The sequence below is a fragment of the Bosea sp. (in: a-proteobacteria) genome (genome assembly GCA_023910605.1).
In the GTDB taxonomy this organism is placed as follows: Bacteria; Pseudomonadota; Alphaproteobacteria; order Rhizobiales; family Beijerinckiaceae; genus Allobosea.
The window spans coordinates 2,572,595-2,598,146 of the sequence record JAAVVV010000001.1 but is presented as its reverse complement, the minus strand read 5'-3'; the positions used below and the strand labels follow the sequence as shown (position 1 = coordinate 2,598,146).

At 62.8% G+C, this 25,552-nt stretch carries 27 protein-coding genes; 26 read left to right on the top strand and 1 reads right to left on the bottom strand.

All coding sequences use genetic code 11. The features are described from left to right. Nucleotides 1-7: 7 nt before the first annotated feature. From rplA to HEQ16_12535, 3 genes are all read left to right on the top strand, one after another. Complete coding sequence (gene rplA, locus HEQ16_12545) at nucleotides 8-688, top strand: 50S ribosomal protein L1 (protein MCO4054853.1); 681 nt, start codon at nucleotides 8-10, stop codon at nucleotides 686-688. Nucleotides 689-832: 144 nt separating this feature from the next. Continuing rightward, a complete protein-coding gene (gene nhaA, locus HEQ16_12540) occupies nucleotides 833-2,020 on the top strand; it encodes a Na+/H+ antiporter NhaA (GenBank protein ID MCO4054852.1) in 1,188 nt (395 codons plus the stop codon). Nucleotides 2,021-2,123: 103 nt separating this feature from the next. Then, on the top strand, nucleotides 2,124-2,336 hold the full coding sequence (locus HEQ16_12535; protein MCO4054851.1) for a hypothetical protein: 213 nt from the start codon (nucleotides 2,124-2,126) through the stop codon (nucleotides 2,334-2,336). A 4-nt stretch (nucleotides 2,337-2,340) separates the two neighbouring features. Here the strand turns inward: HEQ16_12535 and HEQ16_12530 are convergent, their stop codons facing one another. After that, nucleotides 2,341-3,090: a hypothetical protein gene (locus HEQ16_12530; GenBank protein MCO4054850.1), complete on the bottom strand. Its 750-nt coding sequence runs from the start codon at nucleotides 3,088-3,090 to the stop codon at nucleotides 2,341-2,343. 185 nt (nucleotides 3,091-3,275) lie between these two features. On the opposite strand from HEQ16_12530, the gene HEQ16_12525 reads away from it, so the two are divergent. From HEQ16_12525 to rplE, 23 genes are all read left to right on the top strand, one after another. Continuing rightward, nucleotides 3,276-4,082 (top strand): SDR family NAD(P)-dependent oxidoreductase, encoded by an 807-nt coding sequence (locus HEQ16_12525; protein MCO4054849.1) that lies wholly within the window; start codon nucleotides 3,276-3,278, stop codon nucleotides 4,080-4,082. A gap of 469 nt (nucleotides 4,083-4,551) precedes the next feature. Next, complete coding sequence (gene rplJ / locus HEQ16_12520; protein ID MCO4054848.1) at nucleotides 4,552-5,070, top strand: 50S ribosomal protein L10; 519 nt, start codon at nucleotides 4,552-4,554, stop codon at nucleotides 5,068-5,070. Nucleotides 5,071-5,124: 54 nt separating this feature from the next. Further along, nucleotides 5,125-5,508: a 50S ribosomal protein L7/L12 gene (gene rplL / locus HEQ16_12515; protein MCO4054847.1), complete on the top strand. Its 384-nt coding sequence runs from the start codon at nucleotides 5,125-5,127 to the stop codon at nucleotides 5,506-5,508. A 212-nt stretch (nucleotides 5,509-5,720) separates the two neighbouring features. Beyond that, nucleotides 5,721-9,845: a DNA-directed RNA polymerase subunit beta gene (gene rpoB / locus HEQ16_12510; protein MCO4054846.1), complete on the top strand. Its 4,125-nt coding sequence runs from the start codon at nucleotides 5,721-5,723 to the stop codon at nucleotides 9,843-9,845. A gap of 135 nt (nucleotides 9,846-9,980) precedes the next feature. Then, the gene (gene rpoC, locus HEQ16_12505) at nucleotides 9,981-14,198 is read left to right on the top strand and encodes a DNA-directed RNA polymerase subunit beta' (protein ID MCO4054845.1); all 4,218 of its coding nucleotides are present in this window, start codon (nucleotides 9,981-9,983) and stop codon (nucleotides 14,196-14,198) included. 435 nt (nucleotides 14,199-14,633) lie between these two features. After that, on the top strand, nucleotides 14,634-15,005 hold the full coding sequence (locus HEQ16_12500) for a 30S ribosomal protein S12 (GenBank protein MCO4054844.1): 372 nt from the start codon (nucleotides 14,634-14,636) through the stop codon (nucleotides 15,003-15,005). 107 nt (nucleotides 15,006-15,112) lie between these two features. After that, a complete protein-coding gene (rpsG, locus tag HEQ16_12495; protein ID MCO4054843.1) occupies nucleotides 15,113-15,583 on the top strand; it encodes a 30S ribosomal protein S7 in 471 nt (156 codons plus the stop codon). Nucleotides 15,584-15,616: 33 nt separating this feature from the next. After that, nucleotides 15,617-17,692 (top strand): elongation factor G, encoded by a 2,076-nt coding sequence (fusA, locus tag HEQ16_12490; GenBank protein ID MCO4054842.1) that lies wholly within the window; start codon nucleotides 15,617-15,619, stop codon nucleotides 17,690-17,692. A 77-nt stretch (nucleotides 17,693-17,769) separates the two neighbouring features. Beyond that, nucleotides 17,770-18,960, top strand: coding sequence for an elongation factor Tu (gene tuf, locus HEQ16_12485; GenBank protein ID MCO4054841.1), 1,191 nt, complete (start codon nucleotides 17,770-17,772; stop codon nucleotides 18,958-18,960). A 65-nt stretch (nucleotides 18,961-19,025) separates the two neighbouring features. Next, nucleotides 19,026-19,334, top strand: a complete 309-nt coding sequence (gene rpsJ, locus HEQ16_12480; GenBank protein MCO4054840.1) for a 30S ribosomal protein S10 — start codon at nucleotides 19,026-19,028, stop codon at nucleotides 19,332-19,334. 33 nt (nucleotides 19,335-19,367) lie between these two features. Then, nucleotides 19,368-20,081: a 50S ribosomal protein L3 gene (gene rplC / locus HEQ16_12475; protein ID MCO4054839.1), complete on the top strand. Its 714-nt coding sequence runs from the start codon at nucleotides 19,368-19,370 to the stop codon at nucleotides 20,079-20,081. Beyond that, nucleotides 20,081-20,701: a 50S ribosomal protein L4 gene (gene rplD / locus HEQ16_12470; GenBank protein ID MCO4054838.1), complete on the top strand. Its 621-nt coding sequence runs from the start codon at nucleotides 20,081-20,083 to the stop codon at nucleotides 20,699-20,701. Before rplC ends, rplD begins: the two co-directional genes overlap by 1 nt. Beyond that, on the top strand, nucleotides 20,698-20,994 hold the full coding sequence (locus tag HEQ16_12465; GenBank protein ID MCO4054837.1) for a 50S ribosomal protein L23: 297 nt from the start codon (nucleotides 20,698-20,700) through the stop codon (nucleotides 20,992-20,994). The genes rplD and HEQ16_12465 overlap by 4 nt, the downstream gene beginning before the upstream one ends. Nucleotides 20,995-21,016: 22 nt before the next feature. Beyond that, nucleotides 21,017-21,859, top strand: a complete 843-nt coding sequence (gene rplB, locus HEQ16_12460) for a 50S ribosomal protein L2 (protein MCO4054836.1) — start codon at nucleotides 21,017-21,019, stop codon at nucleotides 21,857-21,859. A gap of 5 nt (nucleotides 21,860-21,864) precedes the next feature. After that, the gene (rpsS, locus tag HEQ16_12455; protein MCO4054835.1) at nucleotides 21,865-22,143 is read left to right on the top strand and encodes a 30S ribosomal protein S19; all 279 of its coding nucleotides are present in this window, start codon (nucleotides 21,865-21,867) and stop codon (nucleotides 22,141-22,143) included. 3 nt (nucleotides 22,144-22,146) lie between these two features. Further along, complete coding sequence (rplV, locus tag HEQ16_12450; GenBank protein ID MCO4054834.1) at nucleotides 22,147-22,530, top strand: 50S ribosomal protein L22; 384 nt, start codon at nucleotides 22,147-22,149, stop codon at nucleotides 22,528-22,530. Between the two features lie 10 nt (nucleotides 22,531-22,540). Next, nucleotides 22,541-23,260 carry a 30S ribosomal protein S3 gene (gene rpsC / locus HEQ16_12445; GenBank protein MCO4054833.1) on the top strand — a complete coding sequence of 240 codons (720 nt, stop codon included), beginning with the start codon at nucleotides 22,541-22,543 and terminating at the stop codon, nucleotides 23,258-23,260. An 18-nt stretch (nucleotides 23,261-23,278) separates the two neighbouring features. After that, complete coding sequence (gene rplP / locus HEQ16_12440; protein MCO4054832.1) at nucleotides 23,279-23,692, top strand: 50S ribosomal protein L16; 414 nt, start codon at nucleotides 23,279-23,281, stop codon at nucleotides 23,690-23,692. A gap of 11 nt (nucleotides 23,693-23,703) precedes the next feature. Continuing rightward, a complete protein-coding gene (rpmC, locus tag HEQ16_12435) occupies nucleotides 23,704-23,928 on the top strand; it encodes a 50S ribosomal protein L29 (GenBank protein ID MCO4054831.1) in 225 nt (74 codons plus the stop codon). A gap of 11 nt (nucleotides 23,929-23,939) precedes the next feature. Beyond that, complete coding sequence (rpsQ, locus tag HEQ16_12430) at nucleotides 23,940-24,176, top strand: 30S ribosomal protein S17 (GenBank protein MCO4054830.1); 237 nt, start codon at nucleotides 23,940-23,942, stop codon at nucleotides 24,174-24,176. 136 nt (nucleotides 24,177-24,312) lie between these two features. Further along, nucleotides 24,313-24,681 (top strand): 50S ribosomal protein L14, encoded by a 369-nt coding sequence (gene rplN / locus HEQ16_12425; protein ID MCO4054829.1) that lies wholly within the window; start codon nucleotides 24,313-24,315, stop codon nucleotides 24,679-24,681. Then, complete coding sequence (gene rplX, locus HEQ16_12420; protein ID MCO4054828.1) at nucleotides 24,681-24,998, top strand: 50S ribosomal protein L24; 318 nt, start codon at nucleotides 24,681-24,683, stop codon at nucleotides 24,996-24,998. Before rplN ends, rplX begins: the two co-directional genes overlap by 1 nt. Further along, on the top strand, nucleotides 24,991-25,548 hold the full coding sequence (rplE, locus tag HEQ16_12415) for a 50S ribosomal protein L5 (GenBank protein MCO4054827.1): 558 nt from the start codon (nucleotides 24,991-24,993) through the stop codon (nucleotides 25,546-25,548). Before rplX ends, rplE begins: the two co-directional genes overlap by 8 nt. Nucleotides 25,549-25,552 lie beyond the last annotated feature (4 nt).

Genomic DNA, 25,552 nt, shown 5'->3' with positions numbered 1-25,552 from the left:
CCCAGCCATGAGCAAGCGCATCAACAAGGCCTATGAAGGCATCAGCCGCACCAAGCTCGTCCCGATCGACGAGGCCGTGAAGCTGGTGAAGGAAAGGGCGACCGCCAAGTTCGACGAGACCATCGAGATTTCGATGAACCTCGGCGTCGATCCGCGCCATGCCGACCAGATGGTCCGCGGCGTGTGCAACCTGCCGAACGGCTCGGGCCGCACGCTGCGCGTCGCCGTTTTCGCCCGCGGCGCGAAGGCCGAAGAGGCCAGCAAGGCAGGCGCCGACATCGTGGGCGCCGAGGATCTGTTCGAGATCGTCAACGGCGGCAAGATCGAGTTCGACCGCTGCATTGCGACGCCGGACATGATGCCGCTCGTCGGTCGCCTGGGCAAGGTTCTGGGCCCGCGCGGCCTGATGCCGAACCCGAAGGTCGGAACGGTTTCGATGGACGTCACCGGCGCGGTGAAGGCCGCAAAGGGCGGCTCGGTCGAGTTCCGTGTAGAGAAGGCGGGCATTGTGCATGCCGCCGTCGGCAAGGCTTCTTTTGATGCCGAGAAGCTGGTGACCAACATCAAGGCTTTCGCCGACGCGGTTTCGAAGGCGAAGCCCGCTGGCGCAAAGGGCACCTATATCCAGCGCGTGGCGATTTCCTCCACCATGGGCCCCGGCGTGAAGGTCGATCCGGCAACCGTCTGATCAGCCGGATCAATCGTCATCAATCCCTGACCCCGCATCGCAACATGCGGGGTTTTTCATGAATTTGTCCCGATTGACTGTTTTGTCTCCCGCATTGACGTACTATCCGCGCACAAACAATTAACCCAGTCTTGTTGTCGGGAGCTGATCTTGGCTGCATCACCACAGGCATCCAACCAGGAGGTGACCGGCGCGTTCGTGCTCATGGCGGCGACGGTCGCAGCCCTGATTTTCGCCAACACCGGTCTGGCCGGCGCCTACAAGACGCTGCTCAACACGCCAATCAGTCTCGATGTGGGTGGGTTCGTGCTGGCCGACTCGTTCAAGAACTGGGTCAAGAACCTGTTGATGGCGATCTTCTTCCTGTTCGTTGGCCTCGAGATCAAGGCCGAGTTCACAGAAGGAGCCCTGTCCGACCGCAAGCGTGCCATCCTGCCTTTCGCCGGAGCCGTTGGCGGCATGGCCGTTCCGGCTGCCGTGTTCCTGCTGATGGCGGGCTCCAACCCTGCCTATGTCAATGGTTGGGCCATTCCCTCCGCGACCGACATAGCCTTTGCGGTCGGGGTCGTGGCGCTGCTTGGCAGCCGCGTTCCGCCGGCATTGAAGGCCTTCCTGCTGGCTGTCGCGGTCATCGACGATCTGGGCGCCATCCTGATCATCGCCGTGTTCTACACAGCGGAAATCAGCTTCGGGGCCCTGGGGCTGGCTGTGCTGGCGATGGGTGCGCTCCTCATCCTGAACCTGCGCGATGTCACGCGGCTCTTGCCCTACATGCTGGTGGGGGTGGCCATGTGGCTGTTCATCCTGAAATCCGGCGTCAACCCGACGCTGGCGGGGGTGATCACGGCGCTGTTCGTGCCGATGCGCAACAATGCTGACACCGTGCATCCGCTTCATGACCTGGTTGGCAAACTGAAATTCAGTGTCGCATTCCTGATCATGCCGATCTTTGCCTTCGCCAATGCCGGCGTGCCGCTGACGGGTCTTGGCCTCAATGACATCATCCATCCCGTGACATCCGGCATCGCGCTTGGCCTGGCCATCGGCAAGCCGGTCGGCATCACGCTGCTGGTGTTCCTCGCGGTCCGGTCGGGGCTGGCCAGCCTCCCGTTGCAGTCGAATTGGACGCAGATCGTGGGCGTGGCCTTCATCGCCGGGATCGGCTTCACGATGAGCCTGTTCATCGGGGTCCTTGCCTTTGGCGATGGCGACCTCATGAATCAGGTTCGTCTTGGCGTGCTGCTTGGCTCCACCGTCGCTGCGCTTGGCGGCATCGTGCTGCTCAGCATGGCCGCGCGCGGGAGGACCACAGCGGCGATGGCCAAACCCTGATTGCGGGCGCTTGCATGCCAGACGGCGCGGATGCTCCTGCTGGCGCCGCTAATTCTGATCTGGAGTTGATGATGCTGGTCGATGTGGTCCTGCCCCTTCCCGGGTGGGGCTCATCCTGCTCTCGCCCGGCAACATCCTCGGTTCGAACATCTACAATACCCTCGGCATCGGCGGCGTCACGGCCCTCATCGCGCCGACCGGCGTGCCGCGCGAGATCGCGACGTTCGACAACTTCGTGGTGGTGGCGATTTCCATCATCCTCCTGGTCATGGCCCGGCCGGGCTGGAGGATCTGGCCCAGCCGATGGTTCGCATAATGAGTCAGGAGGGCAGCCCAAGTCCTTGCAATTCTTCCATGATCAACCCGTTCAGATGCCCTTCTAGCGCAAGGATGGCCTCGACGACGTGGGCGCCATCCATGACCCGATGATCGAAGGCGATGGTCACATCGACGAAGCCATCGGGCTGAAACGGGCCGTAGCTGACAAAGCTCGTGAGCGGTGAAACCGGCGAGACGATTTCGGCGCTGCTCTGCCCGAGCACCGAGATCCCGAAAGTGCCGAAATAGGTCGGCCTCAAGGCGCCGATGTTGAAGGCGATCCACCACAGGAAGCGCCGGATCGGTCCAGGCCAGGCGCAGATCCGGTCGATCACCAGAAAATGACGGATGCTGGGGATGGGAGCGTTGCGGCTGCGTGCGAGATCGGCGGCAAGATCAGTCAGCGTGCGTTCCGCCGGTCGATTGAGCTTTGCCGGAAACAGCGCCCGCTCACCATGCCAGGCGCGCTCGATCATGATCAGCGCCACGCTGGCCTCCGCCTCGGCGAGTTGCGGCCACGGCAACTTGCAGTACGCCTGCCGCAGGACGGGCCGATCACGGGCAGCCAGCGCCCAGGCCTTGCAGAACAGCACGGTCCATGGAACGGGCGCCGCCGCCGCTGCGCGCGCCCTGAGGACATCTCCGATGTTGATCCGCCGCTTGATCACGCCAAGAGGCACGCCGAGCGTGATATGGCAAAGATCGGCCATGAAGCGGCGCGGGCGATTGAGCGGCAGGGAGCGCGTGCGCATGGCAGGGCCTTGAAGAACATTAAGCGTCAACGTGTAGATATCCTGCCATCGGCACCAGAAGATATTTACGAGTTTCAGTGCATCAGGCTGCGTGATCGACAAGACCAAGAGGCCGCGCCTTATAGGCAATGATTGCTGTGCAACCAAGTCTTCGGGCACGGGCCGCAACAGGAAATGGAGCGCAGATGGCGGAGGTAATTCAGGCTCGTCGGGATGTGACGGTGGTGACCGGCGCCTCCTCCGGCATCGGGCGGGAACTGGCTCTGCTGGCCGCGCGGCAGGGCGAGGTGCTGCTGGTTGCGCGCGGCGAGCAAGGGCTGCGGGCGCTGGCCACGCAGATCGTTGCAGAGGGCGGCCGCGCCACCTGGCTGACCTGCGACGGCGAAGAGCGGGATGCCGCGGCGCAGATCACGCGCCATCTGGCAGCCAACGGCATGAGTTGCCTGCAATTGGTGAACAATGCTGGCCACGGCATTGTCGGGCTGGCGCATCGGTCTGATTGCGCGGCTCAGATCGGCAGCATCGATCTCAACGTGCGCTTCCTCACGGATCTTGCGCTGGCGGTCCTGCCGGGCATGGTGGAGCGCGGCAAGGGCGGCATTCTGAATGTCGCGTCGGTGGCGAGCTTTCTGCCCGGACCGGGCATGGCGGTGTATTATGCCGGGAAAGCCTATGTGCAGACCCTCTCGGAATCACTGTGGGAAGAGGTCAGGGGAAGCGGAGTGCGCATCACCTCGCTGTGCCCTGGGCCGGTCGACACCGGCTTTCTGGGGCGCGCGACCGGCGGAGCCAAGCCGCGCGAGACGAGCATTTTCCATGTGCCGGCATCGGAGGTGGCGCGCACCGGATGGGAAGCCTTCCAGCGCGGGCAACGGACCATCATACCAGGGTTTGCCAACAAGATGGCTGCGATTTTGCTGCCGTTTCTGCCACGTCCGATTCTGCTGAAGATGGTGATGCGGCGCCAGAGCGGACGGCAGGACGGCCACTGAAGGCCTTGCGCCGATCACAGAGCCGTGCCGGGCTGACATTATGCGATTAGTCACTTGGCAAAGCGTCGCGACTTCGTTAAGCAGCACCATTCCAATCAGGCGCTCCCATTGTGAGATGGCGTGCCGGATGCGGCCGGGTGACTGGCTGCTGACAGGGTCAACGGGCGAAAGGGTGACCTTTCGAACGGTGGCCTATTGTCCTGTCCGAGACTGCTGGCGCCGCGCAAGCGGCTTAATCGGTCAAGGCCTCCCTGAGGCCCTCTGGCCAGCATAGACGGGTGAGAACAGATTTTTCGGGGTGCTTACCCCTTGTGTCGGTTCGAACCATCGCCTGGGCGCGCATTGCGGGTTCAGGGGGCAGGGCGTTGAGCGTCGTCCGATGCGGGCGTCGCGGTCAATCGCCGCGATGTGTGTATGGGGCGGCTAACTTGAGCCGGCGGGGAGACCCGCCAAACCGGAGAGAGCCCACGTGGATCGTTCGCAAAAACGCGAAGCCGTGGCGGAGCTGAACGAGGTCTTCAAGGCCAACTCAGTTGTCGTCGTGGCCCACTATGCAGGCCTGACCGTTGCCGACATGCAGAAGCTCCGTCGCGAGATGGGCAAGGCTGGCGGCACCGTGAAGGTCGCGAAGAACCGCCTGGCCAAGATCGCTCTCGAAGGCACGGATGCAGCCTCGATCGGCGCCCTTCTCAAGGGCCCCACCTTGCTGGCCTACAGCAAGGACCCGGTCGCTGCGCCGAAGGTCGCCGTCAACTTCGCCAAGACGAATGACAAGCTTGTCATTCTCGGCGGAGCCATGGGCGCGACCTCCCTGAATGCGGACAGTGTCAAGGCGCTTGCCACGATGCCGTCCCTCGACGAACTGCGTGCGAAGCTTCTGGGGCTGCTTGTTGCGCCCGCCACGAAGATCGCCCAGCTCTCGACCGCACCGGCTGCCAAGCTGGCGCGCGTGTTCGGGGCCTATGCCAAACGAGACGAAGCGGCCTGATGGCCACCTGAACCTGAACCCAACGTTCGCACTGACACTGCAAGGAAATGTGACATGGCTGATCTGGCGAAAATCGTCGAAGAGCTGTCGAGCCTTACCGTCCTCGAGGCGGCTGATCTCGCAAAGATGCTGGAAGAAAAGTGGGGCGTGTCCGCCGCTGCGGCCGTCGCCGTGGCTGCCGGTCCCGCCGCTGGCGGCGGCGCGGCCGCTCCGGCTGCCGAAGAACAGACCGAATTCACGGTCATGCTGGCTGCTGCCGGCGACAAGAAGATTGAAGTCATCAAGGAAGTCCGCGCCATCACCGGCCTGGGCCTGAAGGAAGCCAAGGACCTGGTCGAGGCCGCTCCCAAGGCCGTCAAGGAAGCCGTTGGCAAGGACGAGGCCGAGAAGATCAAGAAGACCCTCGAAGCCGTCGGCGCGAAGGTCGAGCTCAAGTGAGCTTGTCCGGCGCGATGCCGGACATCTGACGACATCACAAAACGGCCCTGGGGCGAAACCCCCGGGGCCTTTCGGGCGTCGAGCGTCCCTTTGATCCGTTTCTAGACCACATTACGGCGCGCGGCGCGCCGGGCGACTGACCTGAGAGCTTCGCGGATCGTCGATCCCGCCGGGGCCTTCAGGTCAGCCGTCAGCGAAAAGCGAGGAACCACATGGCCAACACGCTCCAGGGTCGCAGGCGCATCCGCAAGTTCTTCGGCAAGATAAGGGAAGTCATCCAGATGCCGAACCTCATCGAGGTTCAGAAGGCGTCCTATGACCAGTTCCTGCTTGTCGACGAGCCCAAGGGTGGCCGACCCGACGAGGGTCTGCAGTCCGTCTTCAGGTCGGTCTTCCCGATCTCGGATTTCTCCGGCGCCTCGATGCTGGAATTTGTGAAGTACACCTTCGAAGCGCCGAAGTACGATGTCGATGAGTGCCGCCAGCGTGGCATCACCTTCGCGGCCCCGCTGAAGGTGACGCTGCGCCTGATCGTGTTCGACATCGATCCGGACACCCAGGCCAAGTCGATCAAAGACATCAAGGAGCAGGAAGTCTACATGGGCGACATGCCGCTCATGACCGACAACGGCACCTTTATCGTCAACGGCACCGAGCGCGTCATCGTCAGCCAGATGCACCGTTCGCCGGGCGTGTTCTTCGATCACGACAAGGGCAAGACGCACTCCTCGGGCAAGTTGCTTTTCGCCGCCCGCATCATCCCGTATCGTGGCTCCTGGCTCGACATCGAGTTCGACGCCAAGGACATCGTGCACGCCCGCATCGACCGGAAGCGCAAGCTGCCGGTCACGTCGCTGTTCTATGCGCTCGGCATGGACGGCGAGGAGATCCTCAACCGCTTCTATGACCGCATCGTCTTCGAGCGCCACAAGGATGCCTGGCGCATCCCGTTCGAAGCCGAGCGGATGAAGGGCTACAAGGCGACCGTCGACCTGATCAACGCCGACACGGGCGAGGTCATCGTCGAGGTCGGCAAGAAACTCGTCGCGCGTCAGGCCCGCCAACTCGCCGAGAAGGGCCTGAAGTTCCTGCGCGCCACCGATGAGGACCTCATCAGCCAATATGTGGCCGAGGACATGGTCAACGCGCAGACCGGCGAAATCTATGCCGAGGCCGGCGACGAGATTTCCGAGAAGCTGCTCAAGGCGCTGACGGATGCAGGCTTCGACGAGATCTCCGTGCTCGACATCGACCACATGACGATCGGACCGTACATCCGCAACACCCTCAACGTGGACAAGAATTCGTCCCGCGAGGAGGCGCTGTTCGACATCTACCGCGTGATGCGCCCCGGCGAGCCGCCGACGCTCGAATCCGCGCAGAACATGTTCCAGTCGCTGTTCTTCGACTCAGAGCGCTATGACCTGTCTGCGGTCGGCCGTGTGAAGATGAACATGCGCCTTGACCTCGATGCCGAGGACACGGTCCGCATCCTGCGCAAGGAAGACATACTGGCGGTCGCCAAGGCCCTCGTGGACCTGCGCGACGGCAAGGGCGAGATCGACGACATCGACCATCTGGGCAACCGCCGCGTCCGTTCCGTGGGCGAGCTGATGGAGAACCAGTACCGCCTCGGCCTGCTGCGCATGGAGCGCGCCATCAAGGAGCGCATGTCGAGCGTCGACATCGACACCGTGATGCCGCAGGACCTGATCAACGCCAAGCCCGCCGCGGCCGCTGTTCGCGAGTTCTTCGGTTCTTCCCAGCTCTCGCAGTTCATGGATCAGACAAACCCGCTTTCGGAAGTGACGCACAAGCGTCGCCTTTCGGCGCTCGGACCAGGCGGCCTGACGCGCGAACGCGCCGGCTTCGAGGTGCGCGACGTGCACCCGACGCATTATGGCCGCATCTGCCCCATCGAGACGCCCGAAGGCCCGAACATCGGCCTCATCAACAGCCTCGCGACCTTCGCGCGGGTCAACAAATACGGCTTCATCGAGACCCCGTTCCGCAAGGTGCGCGACGGTCAGGTCACCAGCGAGGTCGTGTACCTGTCGGCCATGGAGGAGGCGAAGCACAATGTCGCCCAGGCCGACGCCGACATGGACAAGAACGGCAAGCTGACCGAAGACCTCATCGTCTGCCGCCATGCGGGCGAAGTCATCGTCGTGCCGGTCGACAAGGTCGACCTCATGGAAGTGTCGCCCAAGCAGCTCGTTTCGGTCGCGGCTGCGCTCATCCCGTTCCTTGAGAACGATGACGCGAACCGCGCGCTGATGGGCTCGAACATGCAGCGTCAAGCCGTGCCGCTGGTCCGCGCCGACGCGCCTTTCGTGGGCACCGGCATGGAAAGCGTCGTGGCGCGCGATTCCGGCGCCGCGATCGCGGCCCGCCGCTCGGGCATCATCGACCAGATCGATGCGACCCGCATCGTGGTCCGTGCGACCGAAGAGACCGACCCGACCAAGCCGGGCGTCGACATCTACCGCATGATGAAGTTCCAGCGCTCGAACCAGTCCACCTGCATCAATCAGCGCCCGCTTGTGCGTGTCGGGGACGTGGTCAGGAAGGGCGACATCATCGCGGACGGCCCGTCCACCGATCTGGGCGAGCTCGCGCTCGGCCGGAACGTGCTGGTCGCATTCATGCCGTGGAATGGCTACAACTTCGAAGATTCGATCCTGCTGAGCGAGAAGATCGTCTCGGAAGACGTGTTCACCTCGATACATATCGAGGAATTCGAGGTGATGGCCCGCGACACCAAGCTCGGCCCCGAGGAAATCACGCGGGACATCCCGAACGTCGCCGAGGAGGCGCTCAAGAACCTCGACGAAGCCGGCATCGTCTACATCGGCGCGGAAGTCGCCGCCGGCGACATCCTGGTCGGGAAGATCACACCCAAGGGCGAAAGCCCGATGACGCCGGAAGAAAAGCTCCTGCGCGCCATTTTCGGTGAGAAGGCCTCCGACGTCCGCGACACATCGCTTCGCGTTCCTCCGGGCGTGCAGGGCACGATCGTCGAGGTGCGTGTGTTCAATCGCCATGGCGTCGACAAGGACGAGCGCGCCCAGGCGATCGAGCGCGAAGAGATCGAACGCCTCGCCAAGGACCGCGACGACGAGCAGGCGATCCTCGACCGCAACACCTATGCGCGTCTGGCCGACGTTCTCGACGGCAAGGTCGGGCTTGCGGGACCGAAGGGCTTCAAGAAGGACACGGTGCTCAGCAAGGACGCGATCGCGCAGTATCCGCGCTCGCAGTGGTGGATGTTCGCCGTGGCGGACGATTCGCAGATGTCCGAGATGGAGGCCATGCGCAAGCAGTACGACGAATCCAAGAAGCGCCTTGAACAGCGTTTCCTGGACAAGGTCGAGAAGCTGCAACGCGGCGACGAGCTGCCGCCCGGCGTGATGAAGATGGTCAAGGTCTTCGTTGCGGTGAAGCGCAAGATCCAGCCCGGCGACAAGATGGCTGGCCGCCACGGCAACAAGGGCGTCGTGTCGAAGATCGTTCCGGTCGAGGACATGCCGTTCCTCGCTGACGGCACCCATGCGGACATCGTGCTCAACCCGCTCGGCGTGCCGAGCCGCATGAATGTGGGGCAGATCCTCGAGACCCATCTGGGATGGGCTGCGGCGGGTCTGGGCAAGCAGGTGGCGGCAGCGGTCGATGCCTACATGAAGGCCGGCGAAGCGTCAGGCATGCGCAAGACCTTCGACCAGATCTACGGATCGGACCACGCGGAAATCAGCGCGATGACCGATCATGAACTGGCCGAGATGGGCAACAACCTTCGCCGGGGCGTTCCCATCGCCACGCCGGTGTTCGATGGGGCCAACGAGGCCGACATTGAGCGTCTGCTGGCCGATGCCGGTCTCGACGCCTCGGGTCAGGTGACGCTCTACGACGGGCGCACGGGCGATGCCTTCGATCGCAAGGTCACTGTGGGCTACATCTATATGCTCAAGCTCCACCACCTTGTTGACGACAAGATCCATGCGCGTTCGATCGGCCCCTACAGCCTCGTGACCCAGCAGCCGCTGGGCGGCAAGGCGCAGTTCGGCGGCCAGCGCTTCGGTGAAATGGAGGTCTGGGCGCTTGAGGCTTACGGCGCCGCCTACACGCTGCAGGAAATGCTGACCGTGAAGTCGGACGACGTGGCCGGCCGCACCAAGGTCTATGAGAGCATCGTTCGCGGCGAGGACAACTTCGAGGCCGGCATTCCGGAGAGCTTCAACGTGCTCGTCAAGGAAATGCGTTCGCTGGGCCTCAACGTCGAGCTGCGGAACAACAAGAAGCCGCCGGCGGAACTGCCTCCGTCAGAGGCTGCTGAATAAGCGTACGGGTTCGGCGGCCGCGTTCATGCCGGCCGCCGCACTACCTCACCGCCGGGGGCAGGGCTTCCGGCAACCAGTTTCTAGGAACGGGATTGTGGTCCGCACAGGCAGGCCTCCCCAGTTCAGGAGATGACGATGAATCAAGAGGTCATGAATCTGTTCGGCCAGCCGGCTCAGCCGGTCGGTTTCGACGCGATCCGCATCTCGCTCGCGAGCCCGGAGAAGATTCTGTCCTGGTCGTTCGGCGAGATCAAGAAGCCGGAGACCATCAATTACCGCACGTTCAAGCCCGAGCGTGACGGCCTGTTCTGCGCCCGCATCTTCGGACCCATCAAGGATTACGAGTGTCTGTGCGGCAAGTACAAGCGCATGAAGTACAAGGGCGTCATCTGCGAGAAGTGTGGCGTTGAAGTCACGCTCGCGCGGGTCCGGCGCGAGCGCATGGGCCATATCGAGCTGGCGGCCCCGGTCGCGCACATCTGGTTCCTCAAGTCGCTGCCCAGCCGCATCGGCCTTCTGCTCGACATGCCGCTCAAGGACCTTGAGCGTGTGCTCTATTTTGAGAGCTACATTGTGCTGGAGCCGGGCCTGACCCCGCTCAAGGACCGTCAGATCCTGTCGGAAGACGATTACCTGCGCTGCCAGGACGAGTATGGCGCCGACTCGTTCACCGCCATGATCGGGGCCGAGGCGCTGCGCGAGATGCTGCGCTCGCTCGACCTCGAAAAGGTGCAGATGGACCTGCGCCACGAGATCGCGACGACCACGTCCGAGCTCAAGCCCAAGAAGCTGATGAAGCGCCTCAAGATCATCGAGGCCTTCCAGCAGTCGGGCAACAAGCCCGAGTGGATGGTGATGACGGTGATCCCGGTGATCCCCCCGGACCTGCGCCCGCTCGTGCCGCTCGATGGCGGCCGTTTCGCCACTTCCGACCTCAACGACCTGTATCGCCGCGTCATCAACCGCAACAACCGCCTCAAGCGGCTGATCGAGCTGCGCGCGCCCGACATCATCATCCGCAACGAGAAGCGGATGCTCCAGGAGTCGGTCGACGCCCTGTTCGACAACGGACGCCGCGGCCGCGTCATCACCGGCGCCAACAAGCGCCCGCTGAAGTCGCTCGCCGACATGCTCAAGGGCAAGCAGGGCCGCTTCCGGCAGAACCTGCTTGGCAAGCGCGTCGACTATTCGGGTCGTTCGGTCATCGTGGTCGGCCCCGAACTGAAGCTGCATCAGTGCGGCCTGCCCAAGAAGATGGCGCTCGAGCTTTTCAAGCCGTTCATCTACGCCCGCCTCGACGCCAAGGGTTATTCGGCCACCGTCAAGCAGGCCAAGAAGCTCGTCGAGAAGGAGAAGCCTGAAGTCTGGGACATCCTGGACGAGGTCATCCGCGAGCATCCCGTGCTGCTCAACCGCGCGCCGACGCTGCATCGCCTCGGCATCCAGGCGTTCGAGCCCACGCTGATCGAAGGCAAGGCAATCCAGCTGCACCCGCTGGTCTGCGCGGCCTTCAACGCGGACTTCGACGGCGACCAGATGGCCGTGCACGTCCCGCTGTCGCTGGAAGCGCAGCTGGAAGCGCGCGTGCTGATGATGTCGACCAACAACATCCTGCACCCGGCCAACGGCCACCCGATCATCGTGCCGTCTCAGGACATCGTTCTGGGGCTCTACTACCTGTCGATCATGTCCGACGGCGAACCTGGCCAGTACCTCATGGACGCGAAGAATGGCGTGCTGAAGGGCATCTATTCGGAGCTGGGCGAGCTCGAGCAGGCGCTGGCCAACAAAACCGTGACGTTGCATTCCAAGATCAGGTATCGCTGGGAAGGCATCGGTCCGGGCGGCAAGCCCTACAAGAAGACCTATGACACCACCCCTGGCCGGGTCATCCTGTCCACGGCTCTGCCGCGCAGCGAGCGCGTGAGCTTCGATGTCGTCAACAAGCTGATGACGAAGAAGGAAATCTCGGGAATGATCGACGCCGTCTACCGCATGTGCGGTCAGAAGGACACGGTCATCTTCTGCGACCGCGTCATGCAGCTCGGCTTCATCCACGCGTTCAAGGCGGGCATCTCGTTCGGCAAGGACGACATGGTGATCCCCGAAAACAAGTGGGAGATCGTCGACGCCACCCGCGCGCTGACCAAGGATTACGAGCAGCAGTACCAGGACGGTCTGATCACGCAGGGCGAGAAGTACAACAAGGTCGTCGACGCCTGGTCGAAGTGCTCGGACAAGCTCGCGCAGGAAATGATGCTCCGCATCTCCTCCGTGAAGAAGGACGAGCACGGCCGCGACAAGCCGATCAACTCGATCTACATGATGAGCCACTCCGGGGCGCGCGGTTCGCCGACCCAGATGCGCCAGCTCGCCGCCATGCGCGGCCTGATGGCCAAGCCGTCCGGCGAGATCATCGAGAGCCCCATCATCTCGAACTTCAAGGAAGGGCTGGACGTTCTCGAGTACTTCAACTCGACCCACGGCGCCCGCAAGGGACTGGCGGACACTGCGTTGAAGACCGCGAACTCGGGCTACCTGACGCGTCGTCTCGTGGACGTCGCACAGGACTCGATCATCACCGAGGTCGACTGCGGCACCGCCAACGGCATCCGCATGCGCGCCATCGTGGATGCGGGCCAGATCGTGGCCTCTCTCGGCACGCGCATCCTGGGCCGCACCACGGCCGAGGACATCGTGAACGGAGAGGGCGCCACCATCGTGCCGGCCGGGATCATGCTTGAGGAAAGCCACCTTGAGGAGATCACCAAGGCTGGCATCCAGGAGGTCAAGATCCGCTCGGTGCTCACCTGCGAAACCAAGAACGGCGTCTGCGGCACCTGCTATGGCCGCGACCTGGCTCGCGGCACGCCGGTCAACATGGGCGAGGCTGTCGGCGTCATCGCGGCGCAGTCGATCGGCGAGCCGGGCACCCAGCTCACCATGCGCACCTTCCACATCGGCGGCGCGGCGCAGATCAACGAGCAGTCCGTGATCGACTCGAACTTCGAGGGCGAGATCAAGATGCGCAACCGCAACGTTGCGCGAAACTCGGACAGCGACCTGATCACCATGGGCCGCAACATGAGCATCGTGATCGTGGGTCCGGATGGATCGGAGCGTGCGGTTCACCGCCTCGTGTTCGGCTCCAAGCTCAAGGTGGACGAGGGCGACAAGATCAAGCGCGGCCAGCGCATCGCGGAGTGGGACCCCTACACCCGTCCCATCATCTCCGAGGTGGATGGCGTCGTGGCCTATGAAGACCTGCTCGAGGGCTCATCGCTCTCCGAACAGATCGACGAAGCCACCGGCATCGCCAAGCGCATGGTCACCGACTGGCGCTCCAATGCGCGGTCCGCCGAGCTTCGGCCGGCCATCGTGGTCCAGGGCAAGGACGGCAAGATCCTCAAGGCCGCCCGCGGCTCCGAGGCTCGCTATCTGCTGCCCGTCGACGGAATCCTCTCCGTTGATCCGGGCGTCTCCGTGAAGGCAGGTGACATCCTGGCCCGCATTCCGACGGAAAGCGCCAAGACGCGCGACATCACGGGCGGTCTGCCGCGCGTGGCGGAGCTGTTCGAAGCGCGCCGTCCGAAGGATGCCGCCATCATTGCGGAGAAGGCCGGCACGATCTCGTTCGGGCGTGACTACAAGAACAAGCGCCGGATCACGCTCAACCCGCATGACGGGTCCGAGCCGATCGAACACCTGATCCCGAAGGGCAAGCACATCCACCTGCAGGATGGCGACATGGTCGAACTGGGGGATTACATCCTCGACGGCAACCCCGCGCCGCACGACATCCTGGCGATCAAGGGCGTGGAGGAGCTTGCCGCTTACCTCGTCAATGAAATCCAGGAAGTCTACCGTCTGCAGGGCGTGAGCATCAACGACAAGCACATCGAGGTCATCGTCCGGCAGATGCTGCAGAAGGTCGAGATCACCGATGGCGGCGACACCGAGATCATGACGGGCGACCAGGTTGACCGGCTTGAGTTCGACGAAGCCAATGAAAAGACAATTGCCGAAGGCAGGAAGCCGGCATCCGGGGTCCCTGTGCTGCTCGGCATCACCAAGGCAAGCTTGCAGACCCGCTCCTTCATCTCCGCCGCATCCTTCCAGGAAACGACCCGCGTCCTCACGGAAGCGGCCGTGAACGGGAAGACCGATACGCTGGAAGGGCTCAAGGAGAACGTCATCGTCGGCTCGCTGATCCCGGCCGGCACTGGCGCCATGGTCTCGAAGATCCGGTCTGTGGCCCAGCGCCGCGACGACCTGATCGTCAACCAGAAGGCCGAGACGGCCGCCCAGGCGGCTCAGGCAGCGCTCGCAGCCGCTGCTCCAGCCGCCGAATAAGCGCCGGCTCAACCACGAAAACGACGGGCCGTCCGAAAGGGCGGCCCGTTTGCTTGCGACGGTGGGGTTGGCGCTGATTCCAGGCAAAATCCCGGCTGTCTCGGACGTATGGCGGCCAGAATTGCGCTTCCCCGGCCCCGATTAGGGGTTGACGCGATTCAGCCACCGAGTCATAAGCGCCTCACATCGACGGACGTCGGACACGTTGGTCGCCCAATGCTTCATGCCGGGCGAGAATCGCGACCGAAACGCCGCCGCTTCTAGCGACCTGAGACTGGTCTTGGTAGGCATGATTGCGGGCGACCGTGATCCTCTGCGTGGCAGCAACGCCTGCGGCTTTGAAAAAAGCCGGTGGCGTTGGTTTGCTTTGGCCTTGTGTCATCGCTGGTTGGAATTTGTCTGTATGCGAAGCGCTCCACGAGCGAGAGGTCGTCAATGCCCACGATCAGCCAGCTGATCCGCAAGCCGCGGGAAGCCCAGAAGAGCAGGAACAAGGCCCCCGCGCTCGAGTCCTGCCCCCAAAAGCGTGGCGTATGCACGCGCGTCTACACCACGACTCCGAAGAAGCCGAACTCGGCTCTGCGCAAGGTCGCCAAGGTTCGTCTGACAAATGGTTTCGAGGTCATCGGCTACATCCCGGGCGAGGGCCACAATCTTCAGGAGCACTCCGTGGTGATGATCCGCGGCGGCCGCGTGAAGGATCTTCCGGGCGTTCGCTATCACATCCTGCGCGGCGTTCTCGATACCCAGGGCGTCAAGAACCGCAAGCAGCGTCGTTCGAAGTACGGCGCCAAGCGTCCGAAGTGATTGTCCGGGGAGGGGGTGCAAGCCCTGTCCCGGCGAGGCCATGCCTCGCAACACCGTTGTTAACCGGGCCTTGCCGCCCACTTTCGAGAAACGAAGGGTAGACAGAAATGTCCCGTCGTCACAGTGCCGAAAAGCGTGAAGTCATTCCGGACCCGAAGTTCGGAGACATCGTCGTGACCAAGTTCATGAATTCCATCATGTACGAGGGCAAGAAGTCCGTCGCGGAATCGATCGTCTATGGTGCTTTCGATCAGGTTGAAGCGCGTATGAAGACCGGTCCGCTGGAGGTCTTCAAGCAGGCTCTTGAGAATGTCGCGCCGGCGATCGAGGTCCGCTCCCGCCGCGTTGGCGGCGCTACCTATCAGGTTCCGGTCGAGGTGCGCCTCGAGCGCCGCCAGGCTCTGGCGATCCGCTGGATCATCACGGCCGCCCGCGGCCGCAACGACAAGACGATGGTCGAGCGGCTGTCAGCCGAGCTGATGGACGCTGCCAACAACCGTGGAAACGCTGTGAAGAAGAGGGAAGACACTCACCGCATGGCAGAGGCAAACCGCGCCTTCTCCCATTATCGCTGGTGATCTGGTCCTCACGGGTTCACGGAGTTTCATGACATGGCACGCGTCCATAAGATCGAAGACTACCGAAATTTCGGCATCATGGCGCATATCGACGCCGGCAAGACCACGACGACCGAGCGGATCCTGTATTACACGGGCAAATCCCACAAGATCGGCGAAGTCCATGAAGGCGCGGCCACCATGGATTGGATGGAGCAGGAGCAGGAGCGTGGCATCACGATCACCTCCGCGGCGACGACCTGCTTCTGGCGCGACAAGCGCATGAACATCATCGACACGCCTGGCCACGTCGACTTCACCATCGAAGTCGAGCGGTCCCTGCGCGTGCTCGACGGCGCTGTCTGCGTGCTCGACGGCAACCAGGGCGTGGAGCCCCAGACCGAAACAGTGTGGCGCCAAGCCGACAAGTATGACGTGCCGCGCATCGTGTTCGTCAACAAGATGGACAAGACCGGGGCGGATTTCTTCCGCTGCGTGCAGGACATCATCGATCGCGTGGCCGGAAAGCCCGTCTGCCTGCAACTGCCGATCGGCGCGGAGAACAACTTCACCGGCGTTGTCGATCTCATCAAGATGAAGGCCATCGTCTGGAACGGCGAGGCGCTTGGCGCCACCTTCGTCGAGACCGACATTCCGGCTGACCTCGTTGACCAGGCCAGGGAATACCGTCACAAGCTGCTTGAGGCAGCGGTGGAGATGAACGATGAGGCCATGATGGCCTATCTCGACGGTCAGGAGCCGTCCGAAGACACCCTGCGCTCGCTCATCCGCACGGCTGTGCAGCGCCGTGCCTTTCATCCCGTTCTTTGCGGTTCGGCCTTCAAGAACAAGGGCGTGCAGCCACTTCTTGATGCAGTGGTCGACTTTCTCCCGTCCCCTGTTGGTCGCGGCGACATCAAGGGCATCGATTTCAACACCGAAGAAGAGACCATCCGTCGTCCGCTCGACACGGACCCCTTCTCCATGCTCGCCTTCAAGATCATGGACGACCCGTTTGTCGGCACGATCACTTTCTGTCGCGTCTATTCCGGCAAGATCGACGCTGGCGCGAACGTGCTGAACTCGACCCGCGACAAGAAGGAACGCGTCGGCCGCATGCTGCTGATGCACGCCAACAACCGCGAGGACATCAAGGAAGCCTATGCCGGCGACATCGTCGCGCTGGCCGGCCTCAAGGATGTTCGCACCGGCGACACGCTGTGCGATCCGGTCAAACCTGTGATCCTCGAGCGCATGGAGTTCCCTGAGCCCGTCATCGAGATCGCGATCGAGCCCAAGACCAAGGCCGACCAGGAAAAGCTGGGCGTTGCACTGGCCAAGCTGGCCAATGAGGATCCTTCCTTCCGGGTTTCCACCGATCAGGAAAGCGGCCAGACGATCCTTCGCGGGATGGGCGAACTGCACCTCGACATCAAGGTCGACATCCTGCGCCGCACCTACAAGGTGGACGCGAACATCGGCGCGCCGCAGGTTGCCTATCGCGAGAAGGTATCCCGCGCGGTCGAGCACGAATACACCCACAAGAAGCAGTCTGGCGGTTCGGGCCAGTTTGCCAAGATCAAGTTCAACCTCATTCCCGGGGAGCCGGGTTCGGGCTTCGTGTTTGACTCCAAGATCGTTGGTGGCGCGGTGCCGAAGGAGTATATTCCCGGCGTTGAGAAGGGCCTCACGAGCGTCATCGGCTCGGGCATCCTCGCCGGCTTTCCGGTCGTTGACATCCGCGTCGAACTGATCGATGGCGGCTACCACGAAGTCGACTCGTCGGCGCTGGCCTTCGAAATCGCCTCCCGCGCCGGGCTGCGCGAAGCGCTGCAGAAGGCAGGTTGCGTGCTGCTCGAGCCGGTCATGAAGGTCGAGGTCGTGACCCCGGAAGACTACACCGGTTCGGTCATCGGCGACCTCAACTCCCGCCGCGGCCAGATCCAGGGCCAGGACATGCGCGGCAACGCTGTTGTCGTGAATGCCATGGTGCCGCTGGCCAACATGTTCGGCTATGTCAACACGCTGCGGTCCTTCTCCCAGGGGCGCGCCAACTACACGATGCAATTCGATCATTACGAAGAGGTTCCGCGCAACGAGGCGGAGAAGGTCGTTGCCAAGTACACTTGACGCCACGCCCACCGCTCTGACGCGAGACTTCAACCAAGCAACCCTGAACTGCAACTTCCCACTGGCGGAGACTGACCATGGCCAAGGAAAAATTCCAGCGGAACAAGCCGCACTGCAACATAGGAACCATCGGTCACGTCGACCATGGCAAGACCTCGCTGACGGCCGCCATCACGAAGATCCTGGCGGAAACCGGTGGCGCCACCTTCACCGCCTACGACCAGATCGACAAGGCGCCTGAAGAAAAGGCCCGCGGCATCACGATCTCGACCGCCCACGTCGAGTACGAGACCAAGAACCGGCATTACGCCCACGTGGATTGCCCCGGCCACGCCGACTATGTGAAGAACATGATCACAGGCGCCGCGCAGATGGACGGCGCGATCCTGGTCGTGTCATCCGCCGACGGCCCGATGCCGCAGACCCGTGAGCACATCCTGCTCGCCCGTCAGGTCGGCGTTCCCGCCCTGGTGGTGTTCATGAACAAGGTTGACCTTGTCGACGACGCCGAGCTCATCGAACTGGTCGAAATGGAAGTGCGCGAGCTGCTTTCCAAGTACGACTTCCCCGGCGACGACATTCCGATCACCAAGGGTTCGGCCAAGGCCGCGCTTGACGACGTCAATCCCGAGATTGGCCGCAACGCCATCCTCAAGCTGATGGAAACCGTCGACGCCTACATCCCGCAGCCCGAGCGCCCGATCGACCAGCCTTTCCTGATGCCGGTCGAAGACGTGTTCTCGATTTCCGGCCGCGGCACCGTGGTGACCGGCCGCGTCGAACGCGGCATCGTCAAGGTCGGCGAGGAAATCGAGATCGTCGGCCTCAAGGATACCGTGAAGACCACCGTCACGGGCGTCGAAATGTTCCGCAAGCTGCTCGATCAGGGCCAGGCTGGCGACAACATCGGCGCGCTGCTGCGCGGCACCAAGCGCGAGGACGTCGAGCGCGGCCAGGTGCTGTGCAAGCCCGGCTCCGTGAAGCCGCACACGAAGTTCAAGGCCGAAGCCTATATCCTCACCAAGGATGAAGGCGGTCGCCACACCCCGTTCTTCACGAACTATCGCCCGCAGTTCTACTTCCGCACCACGGACGTGACCGGTGTCGTGACACTTCCCGAAGGTGTCGAGATGGTCATGCCCGGTGACAACATCGCCATGGAAGTGACGCTGATCGTGCCGATCGCCATGGAAGAGAAGCTCCGTTTCGCGATCCGCGAGGGTGGCCGCACTGTCGGCGCCGGCGTCGTCGCAAGCATCATCGCCTAAGCACCTTCACGGGCGCGGCCGCCTCGGTGGCAGGCCGCGCCTTTTGAGTCACGGAGATCAAGACCATGTCTGGTCAGAACATCCGCATTCGCCTGAAGGCGTTTGACCATCGCATCCTGGATGCCTCGACGCGGGAGATCGTGTCGACGGCAAAGCGGACCGGTGCTCAGGTACGCGGGCCCATCCCGCTGCCGACGCTGATCGAGCGTTTCACGGTGAACCGTTCGCCGCACGTCGACAAGAAGTCGCGCGAGCAGTTCGAAATGCGCACGCACAAGCGGGTGCTTGATATCGTCGACCCCACTCCGCAGACCGTGGACGCGCTGATGAAGCTCGACCTCGCCGCCGGCGTGGACGTCGAGATCAAGCTCTGATCGTTGACCTCCTCTGGAAAAGGATAAGCAGCCATGAGGTCTGGTGTTATTGCCCAGAAGGTCGGGATGACCCGCGTCTATAACGACGCCGGCGAGAACATTCCCGTCACGGTTCTGAAAGTCGACAATTGCCAGGTTGTCGCTCACCGCACGGTGGAAACCAACGGTTACGTCGCGCTGCAGATCGGCGTCGGCAAGGCCAGGGTCAAGAACGTGTCCAAGGCCGAACGTGCGCGCTTCGCTGTTGCGCAGGTTGAGCCGAAGAAGAAGCTTGCCGAGTTTCGCGTCGATGATGCGGGCCTCATCCCGGTCGGCGCCGAAATCACGGCCGATCACTTCGTTCCGGGCCAGTTCGTGGACGTGACCGGGACGACGACCGGCAAGGGCTTCGCTGGCGGCATGAAACGCTGGAACTTCGGCGGTCTTCGCGCCACCCACGGCGTGTCTGTGTCGCACCGCTCGATTGGTTCAACCGGTGGTCGTCAGGACCCCGGCAAGACGTTCAAGAACAAGAAGATGCCCGGCCACATGGGCGCCGAAACCGTCACCACGCAGAACCTCAAGGTGGTGTCGACTGACGCCGGTCGGGGCCTGATTCTGGTGCAGGGCGCGGTGCCTGGCGTGAATGGCGGTTGGATCCGGGTGCGTGACGCCGTGAAGCGCGCGCTTCCGAAGGATGCTCCGGTTCCTGGCAAGTTCAAGATCAACGACGGCGCTCCGGCGGCCGAAGCGGTGGAGGGTCAGTGATGAAACTTGATGTGACGACTCTCGACGGCGCTTCTGCCGGTTCGGTTGATCTGTCCGATGCGATCTTCGGTCTCGAGCCGCGCGTCGATCTGATCCACCGCGTGGTGCGCTATCAGCTCGCCAAGCGGCAGGCCGGAACGCACGCCACCCTTCTACGCAGCGAGATCAATCGCACCAAGAAGAAGCTGTACAAGCAGAAGGGCACTGGCGGCGCACGTCATGGCGCGGCTTCGGCTCCGCAGTTCCGCGGCGGCGGCCGGGCGTTCGGCCCTGTGCAGCGTTCCCACGCTCATGACCTGCAGAAGAAGGTTCGCGCTCTCGGGCTCAAGCATGCGCTCTCGGCCAAGGCGAGGGATGCCTCGATCATCGTCGTCGACGATGTGAAGCTGTCCGAGCCCAAGACCAAGGCGCTGCGCGGCCAGTTCGAGAAGCTCGGCCTCGCCAACGTGCTGATCATCGGCGGCGCCGAGATCGACCGCAATTTCGGCCTGGCCGCCCGTTCCATCGCGAACGTGGACGTCCTGCCGGTGCAGGGCATCAACGTGTATGACATCATGCGCCGCGAGAAGCTCGTCCTGACCAAATCGGCCGTCGATGCGCTGGAGGCGCGCTTCAAATGAGCATGGACCCGCGCCATTACGACGTGATCGTCGCTCCGGTGATCACGGAAAAGGCAACCATTCTGTCCGAACAGAACAAGGTCGTCTTCAAGGTTCGCAAGGACGCGACGAAGCCGCAGATCAAGGCTGCGGTCGAGAAGCTGTTCGATGTCAAGGTGAGGGCCGTGAACACGATCCTGACCGAAGGCAAAATGAAGGTGTTCAAAGGCCGGCTCGGCCAGCGCTCCGACGTCAAGAAAGCGATCGTCACCCTCGAAGAGGGCCAGAAGATCGACGTGACGACGGGTCTCTGAGACGACGAAGGGACCTGGAAAAATGGCACTCAAGCTTTACAAGCCGACAACGCCCAGCATGCGCCAGCTCGTGCTGGTGGACCGCAGCGAGCTCTACAAGGGCAAGCCGGTGAAGACGCTGACCGAGGGCAAGTCGTCCTCGGGCGGGCGCAACAACCTCGGCCGCGTCACGGTGCGGTTCCGCGGTGGCGGCCACAAGCGCTCGCTGCGCCTTGTGGACTTCAAGCGTCGGTCGCATCTGGGCATGTCGGCCGTGGTTGACAGGATCGAATACGATCCGAACCGCACAGCCTTCATCGCGCTGATCAGGTATGAGGACGGCACGCTGTCCTACATCCTGGCGCCGCAGCGCCTGGCGGTCGGCGACACGGTTGTCGCTGCCGACAGCGCCGACGTGAAGCCCGGCAATGCGATGCCGATCGGCAGCATCCCTGTTGGCACGATCGTGCACAATGTGGAGCTGAAGATCGGGAAGGGCGGTGCGATCGCTCGCTCGGCCGGCAACTATGCTCAGATCGTGGGCCGCGACAGCGGCAATGTCATCCTGCGTCTCAATTCGGGGGAGCAGCGTTTGGTCAACGGCCTGTGCTTCGCCACCGTCGGTGCGGTGTCCAACCCGGACCACATGAATATCTCGCTCGGCAAGGCTGGCCGCAATCGCTGGCTCGGCAAGCGTCCGCACAATCGTGGCGTTGCGATGAACCCGGTCGACCACCCGCACGGCGGCGGCGAAGGCCGCACCTCGGGCGGTCGTCACCCGGTCACGCCGTGGGGCAAGCCGACCAAGGGCAAGAAGACGCGCGTCAACAAGCGCACCGACACATTCATCGTGGCGTCCCGCCACGCCCGCAAGAAGAAGGGCTGAGGCTCATGGCTCGTTCTGTTTGGAAAGGTCCGTTCGTAGACGGATACCTTCTGAAGAAGGCCGAAGCTGCTCGCAATTCGAGCCGCTCGGAAGTCGTCAAGATCTGGAGCCGTCGCTCCACGATCCTGCCGCAGTTCGTCGGACTTACGTTCGGCGTCTACAACGGCCAGAAGCACATCCCGGTTACGGTGACCGAAGAAATGGTGGGGCAGAAGTTCGGCGAGTACTCGCCGACCCGCACCTTCTACGGCCATGCCGCGGACAAAAAAGCGAAGAGGAAGTGAGCCATGAGTAAGGCTGCCACTCCACGCGCGCTGAGCGACAAGGAAGCACAGGCCGTTGCGCGCAATCTGCGCATCAGCCCACAGAAGCTCAATCTTGTTGCCGGTCTCATCCGCGGAAAAAGGGTCTCGACCGCGTTGGCCGACCTTGAGTTCTCGCGCAAGCGCATTGCTCTCGATGTCCGCAAGTGCCTGCAGAGCGCGATCGCCAATGCAGAGAACAACCATTCGCTGGACGTAGACGACCTGGTCGTCGCCCACGCCCATGTCGGCAAGGGCCTCGTGATGAAGCGTTTCCATGCCCGCGCCCGCGGTCGTGGCGCTCGTATCCTGAAGCCTTTCGCTCACATCACGATTGTTGTGCGCGAAACGTCCGAAGCGAAGGCCTGAGGAGAGAACGATGGGTCAGAAAGTCAATCCGATCGGTCTGCGCCTCGGCATCAACCGCACCTGGGACTCGCGCTGGTTCGCGCAGGGCGCCGAGTACGGCAAGCTTCTGCACGAGGATTTCGCGATCCGTGCCGAGCTGATGAAGGTCCTCAAACAGGCCGCCGTTTCCAAGATCATAATCGAGCGCCCGCACAAGAAATGCCGGGTCACCATCCTCTCGGCTCGTCCGGGCGTTGTCATCGGCAAGAAGGGCGCCGACATCGAGAAGTTGCGCAAGGTCGTGTTGAAGATGACCAGGGCGGACGTCTCGATCAACATCGTCGAGGTGCGCAAGCCTGAAGTCGACTCCACGCTTGTGGCCGATTCGATCGCCCAGCAACTCGAACGCCGCGTTGCGTTCCGCCGCGCCATGAAGCGCGCTGTGCAGTCCGCCATGCGTCTTGGCGCCGAAGGAATCCGCATCAACTGTGCGGGCCGTCTCGGCGGTGCTGAAATCGCGCGGCAGGAGTGGTATCGCGAAGGCCGGGTGCCGCTGCACACGATGCGCGCCGACATCGACTATGGCGTCGCGACCGCGTTCACGACTTATGGCACGTGCGGCATCAAGGTCTGGATCTTCAAGGGCGAGGTCCTTGAGCACGATCCGATGGCGCAGGACAAGCGCATGAATGAAGAGGCTTCCCGTCCGTCGAGCGGTGGCGATCGTCGCCGCGAACGCGAACAGGCCTGAGGTTGATCGAGGACCGTCATGCTTCAACCTAAGAAAACGAATTTCCGCAAGCAGTTCAAGGGGCGTATTTCCGGCGTCGCCAAGGGCGGCACGGAACTCAACTTTGGCCAGTTCGGGCTCAAGGCCCTCGAGCCGGAGCGCGTCACCGCTCGGCAGATCGAGGCGGCTCGCCGTGCTATCACACGCGCCATGAAGCGCGCGGGCCGTGTCTGGATCCGCGTGTTCCCGGACGTGCCGGTTTCGAAGAAGCCCACTGAGGTGCGCATGGGCAAGGGCAAGGGGGCTCCCGAATTCTGGGCCTGCCGCGTCAAGCCTGGCCGCATCATGTTCGAGGTGGAAGGCGTGAACGAGGAAACGGCGCGCGAAGCGTTCCGCCTCGGCGCCGCCAAGCTTCCGATCAAGACGCGCTTCATTCAGCGCATCGCCGAGTAAGGAGAGGGACGATGAAGAGCACTCAGCGCCTGTCCGACCTCAAGGTGATGTCGGCCGACCAGTTGCAGGACGAACTCCTGAAGCTGAAGAAGGAACAGTTCAACCTGCGCTTCCAGAAGGCCACCGGCCAGATGGAGAACACGTCGCGCGTCACCGAGGTCCGCAGGGACATCGCCCGCGTGAAGACGCTGGCCCGTCAGAAGGCCGGCTCCGCGCCTGCCGCTGCCAAGGCCTGAAGGAGATCATCATGCCAAAGCGTATCCTCCAGGGCGTCGTCGTCAGCGACAAGCAGGAAAAGACCTTGGTCGTTAAGGTCGAGCGCCGATTCACCCATCCTCTTCTGAAGAAGACGGTGCGGCGCACGAAGAACTACCATGCGCACGATGAAACCAACCGCTTCAAGGCGGGCGATCTGGTCTGGATTGAGGAATCCGCACCGATCTCCAAGCTGAAGCGCTGGGTCGTGCTGGAGAACGCGCCGTAAGGCGCACTCTCTTTCGTTTGGCTGGGGGCCTTCAGGCGCGCGGTGCATCCACGCGCCATTCCATGAAGCTCCCGACAGTCGTAGTCCGGATGCAAGTCCGGAAACCGGTCTGAAGACATCAGAAAGGATCACGGCCATGATCCAGGTGCAAACCAATCTCGAGGTCGCCGACAATTCGGGCGCCCGTCGGGTTATGTGCATCAAGGTCCTCGGCGGCTCCAAGCGTCGTTACGCTGGCGTCGGCGACATTATCGTCGTTTCCATCAAGGAAGCGATTCCGCGTGGACGCGTTAAGAAGGGCGACGTCATGAAGGCGGTGGTCGTTCGCACCGCCAAGGACGTTCAACGCGTGGATGGCTCTGTCATCCGCTTCGACAAGAATGCCGCCGTTCTGATCAACAATCAGAAGGAGCCGATCGGCACCCGCATCTTCGGGCCCGTTCCGCGCGAGCTCCGCGGCAAGAACCACATGAAGATCATCTCGCTGGCGCCGGAGGTGCTCTGATGGCCGCGAAAATCAAGAAGGGCGACAAGGTTGTCGTCATCACCGGCCGTGACAAGGGCAAGTCGGGCGAAGTCCTGAGCGTCAGCCCGACCGAGGGCCGCGCCGTCGTTCGCGGCGTCAACCTTGTCAAGCGTCACACCAAAGCCACCATGCAGTCTGAAGGCGGCATCATCTCGAAGGAGGCGGCTATCCAGCTGTCAAACCTTCAGATCGCCGACCCGAAGGACGGAAAGCCGTCCCGCGTGGGCTTCAAGATTCTGGACGACGGCCGCAAGGTCCGGTTCGCCAAGCGTTCGGGAGATCTGATCGATGGCTGAGGCTGCCTACACTCCGCGGATGCGGAAGCACTACGAGGACGTGGTGCGTCCCGCCATGATCGAGCAGTTCGGTTACAAGAACGCGCTCGAAGTGCCGATGATCACCAAGGTCGTGCTCAACATGGGCGTGGGCGAGGGCACTGCCGACCGCAAGAAGGTCGACACTGCCGCTGCGGACCTTGCACTCATCGCCGGCCAGCGTCCTGTCGTGACCAAGGCCCGCAACGCGATCGCCGGCTTCAAGCTGCGCGAGAACCTTGCGATCGGCGCCAAGGTCACGCTGCGCAAGCAGCGCATGTACGAGTTCGTGGACCGTCTGGTCACCATTGCGCTCCCGCGCGTGCGTGACTTCCGTGGCCTGAACCCGAAGTCTTTTGATGGCGCGGGCAACTTCGCCCTCGGCATCAAGGAGCACATCGTTTTTCCCGAGATCGCCTATGACAAGGTCGATCAGGTGTGGGGCATGGATGTGATCGTTTGCACGACCGCCAAGACGGATGACGAGGCGCGCGCGCTTCTGAAGCTGTTCAACTTCCCGTTCCGGCAGTGAGCTG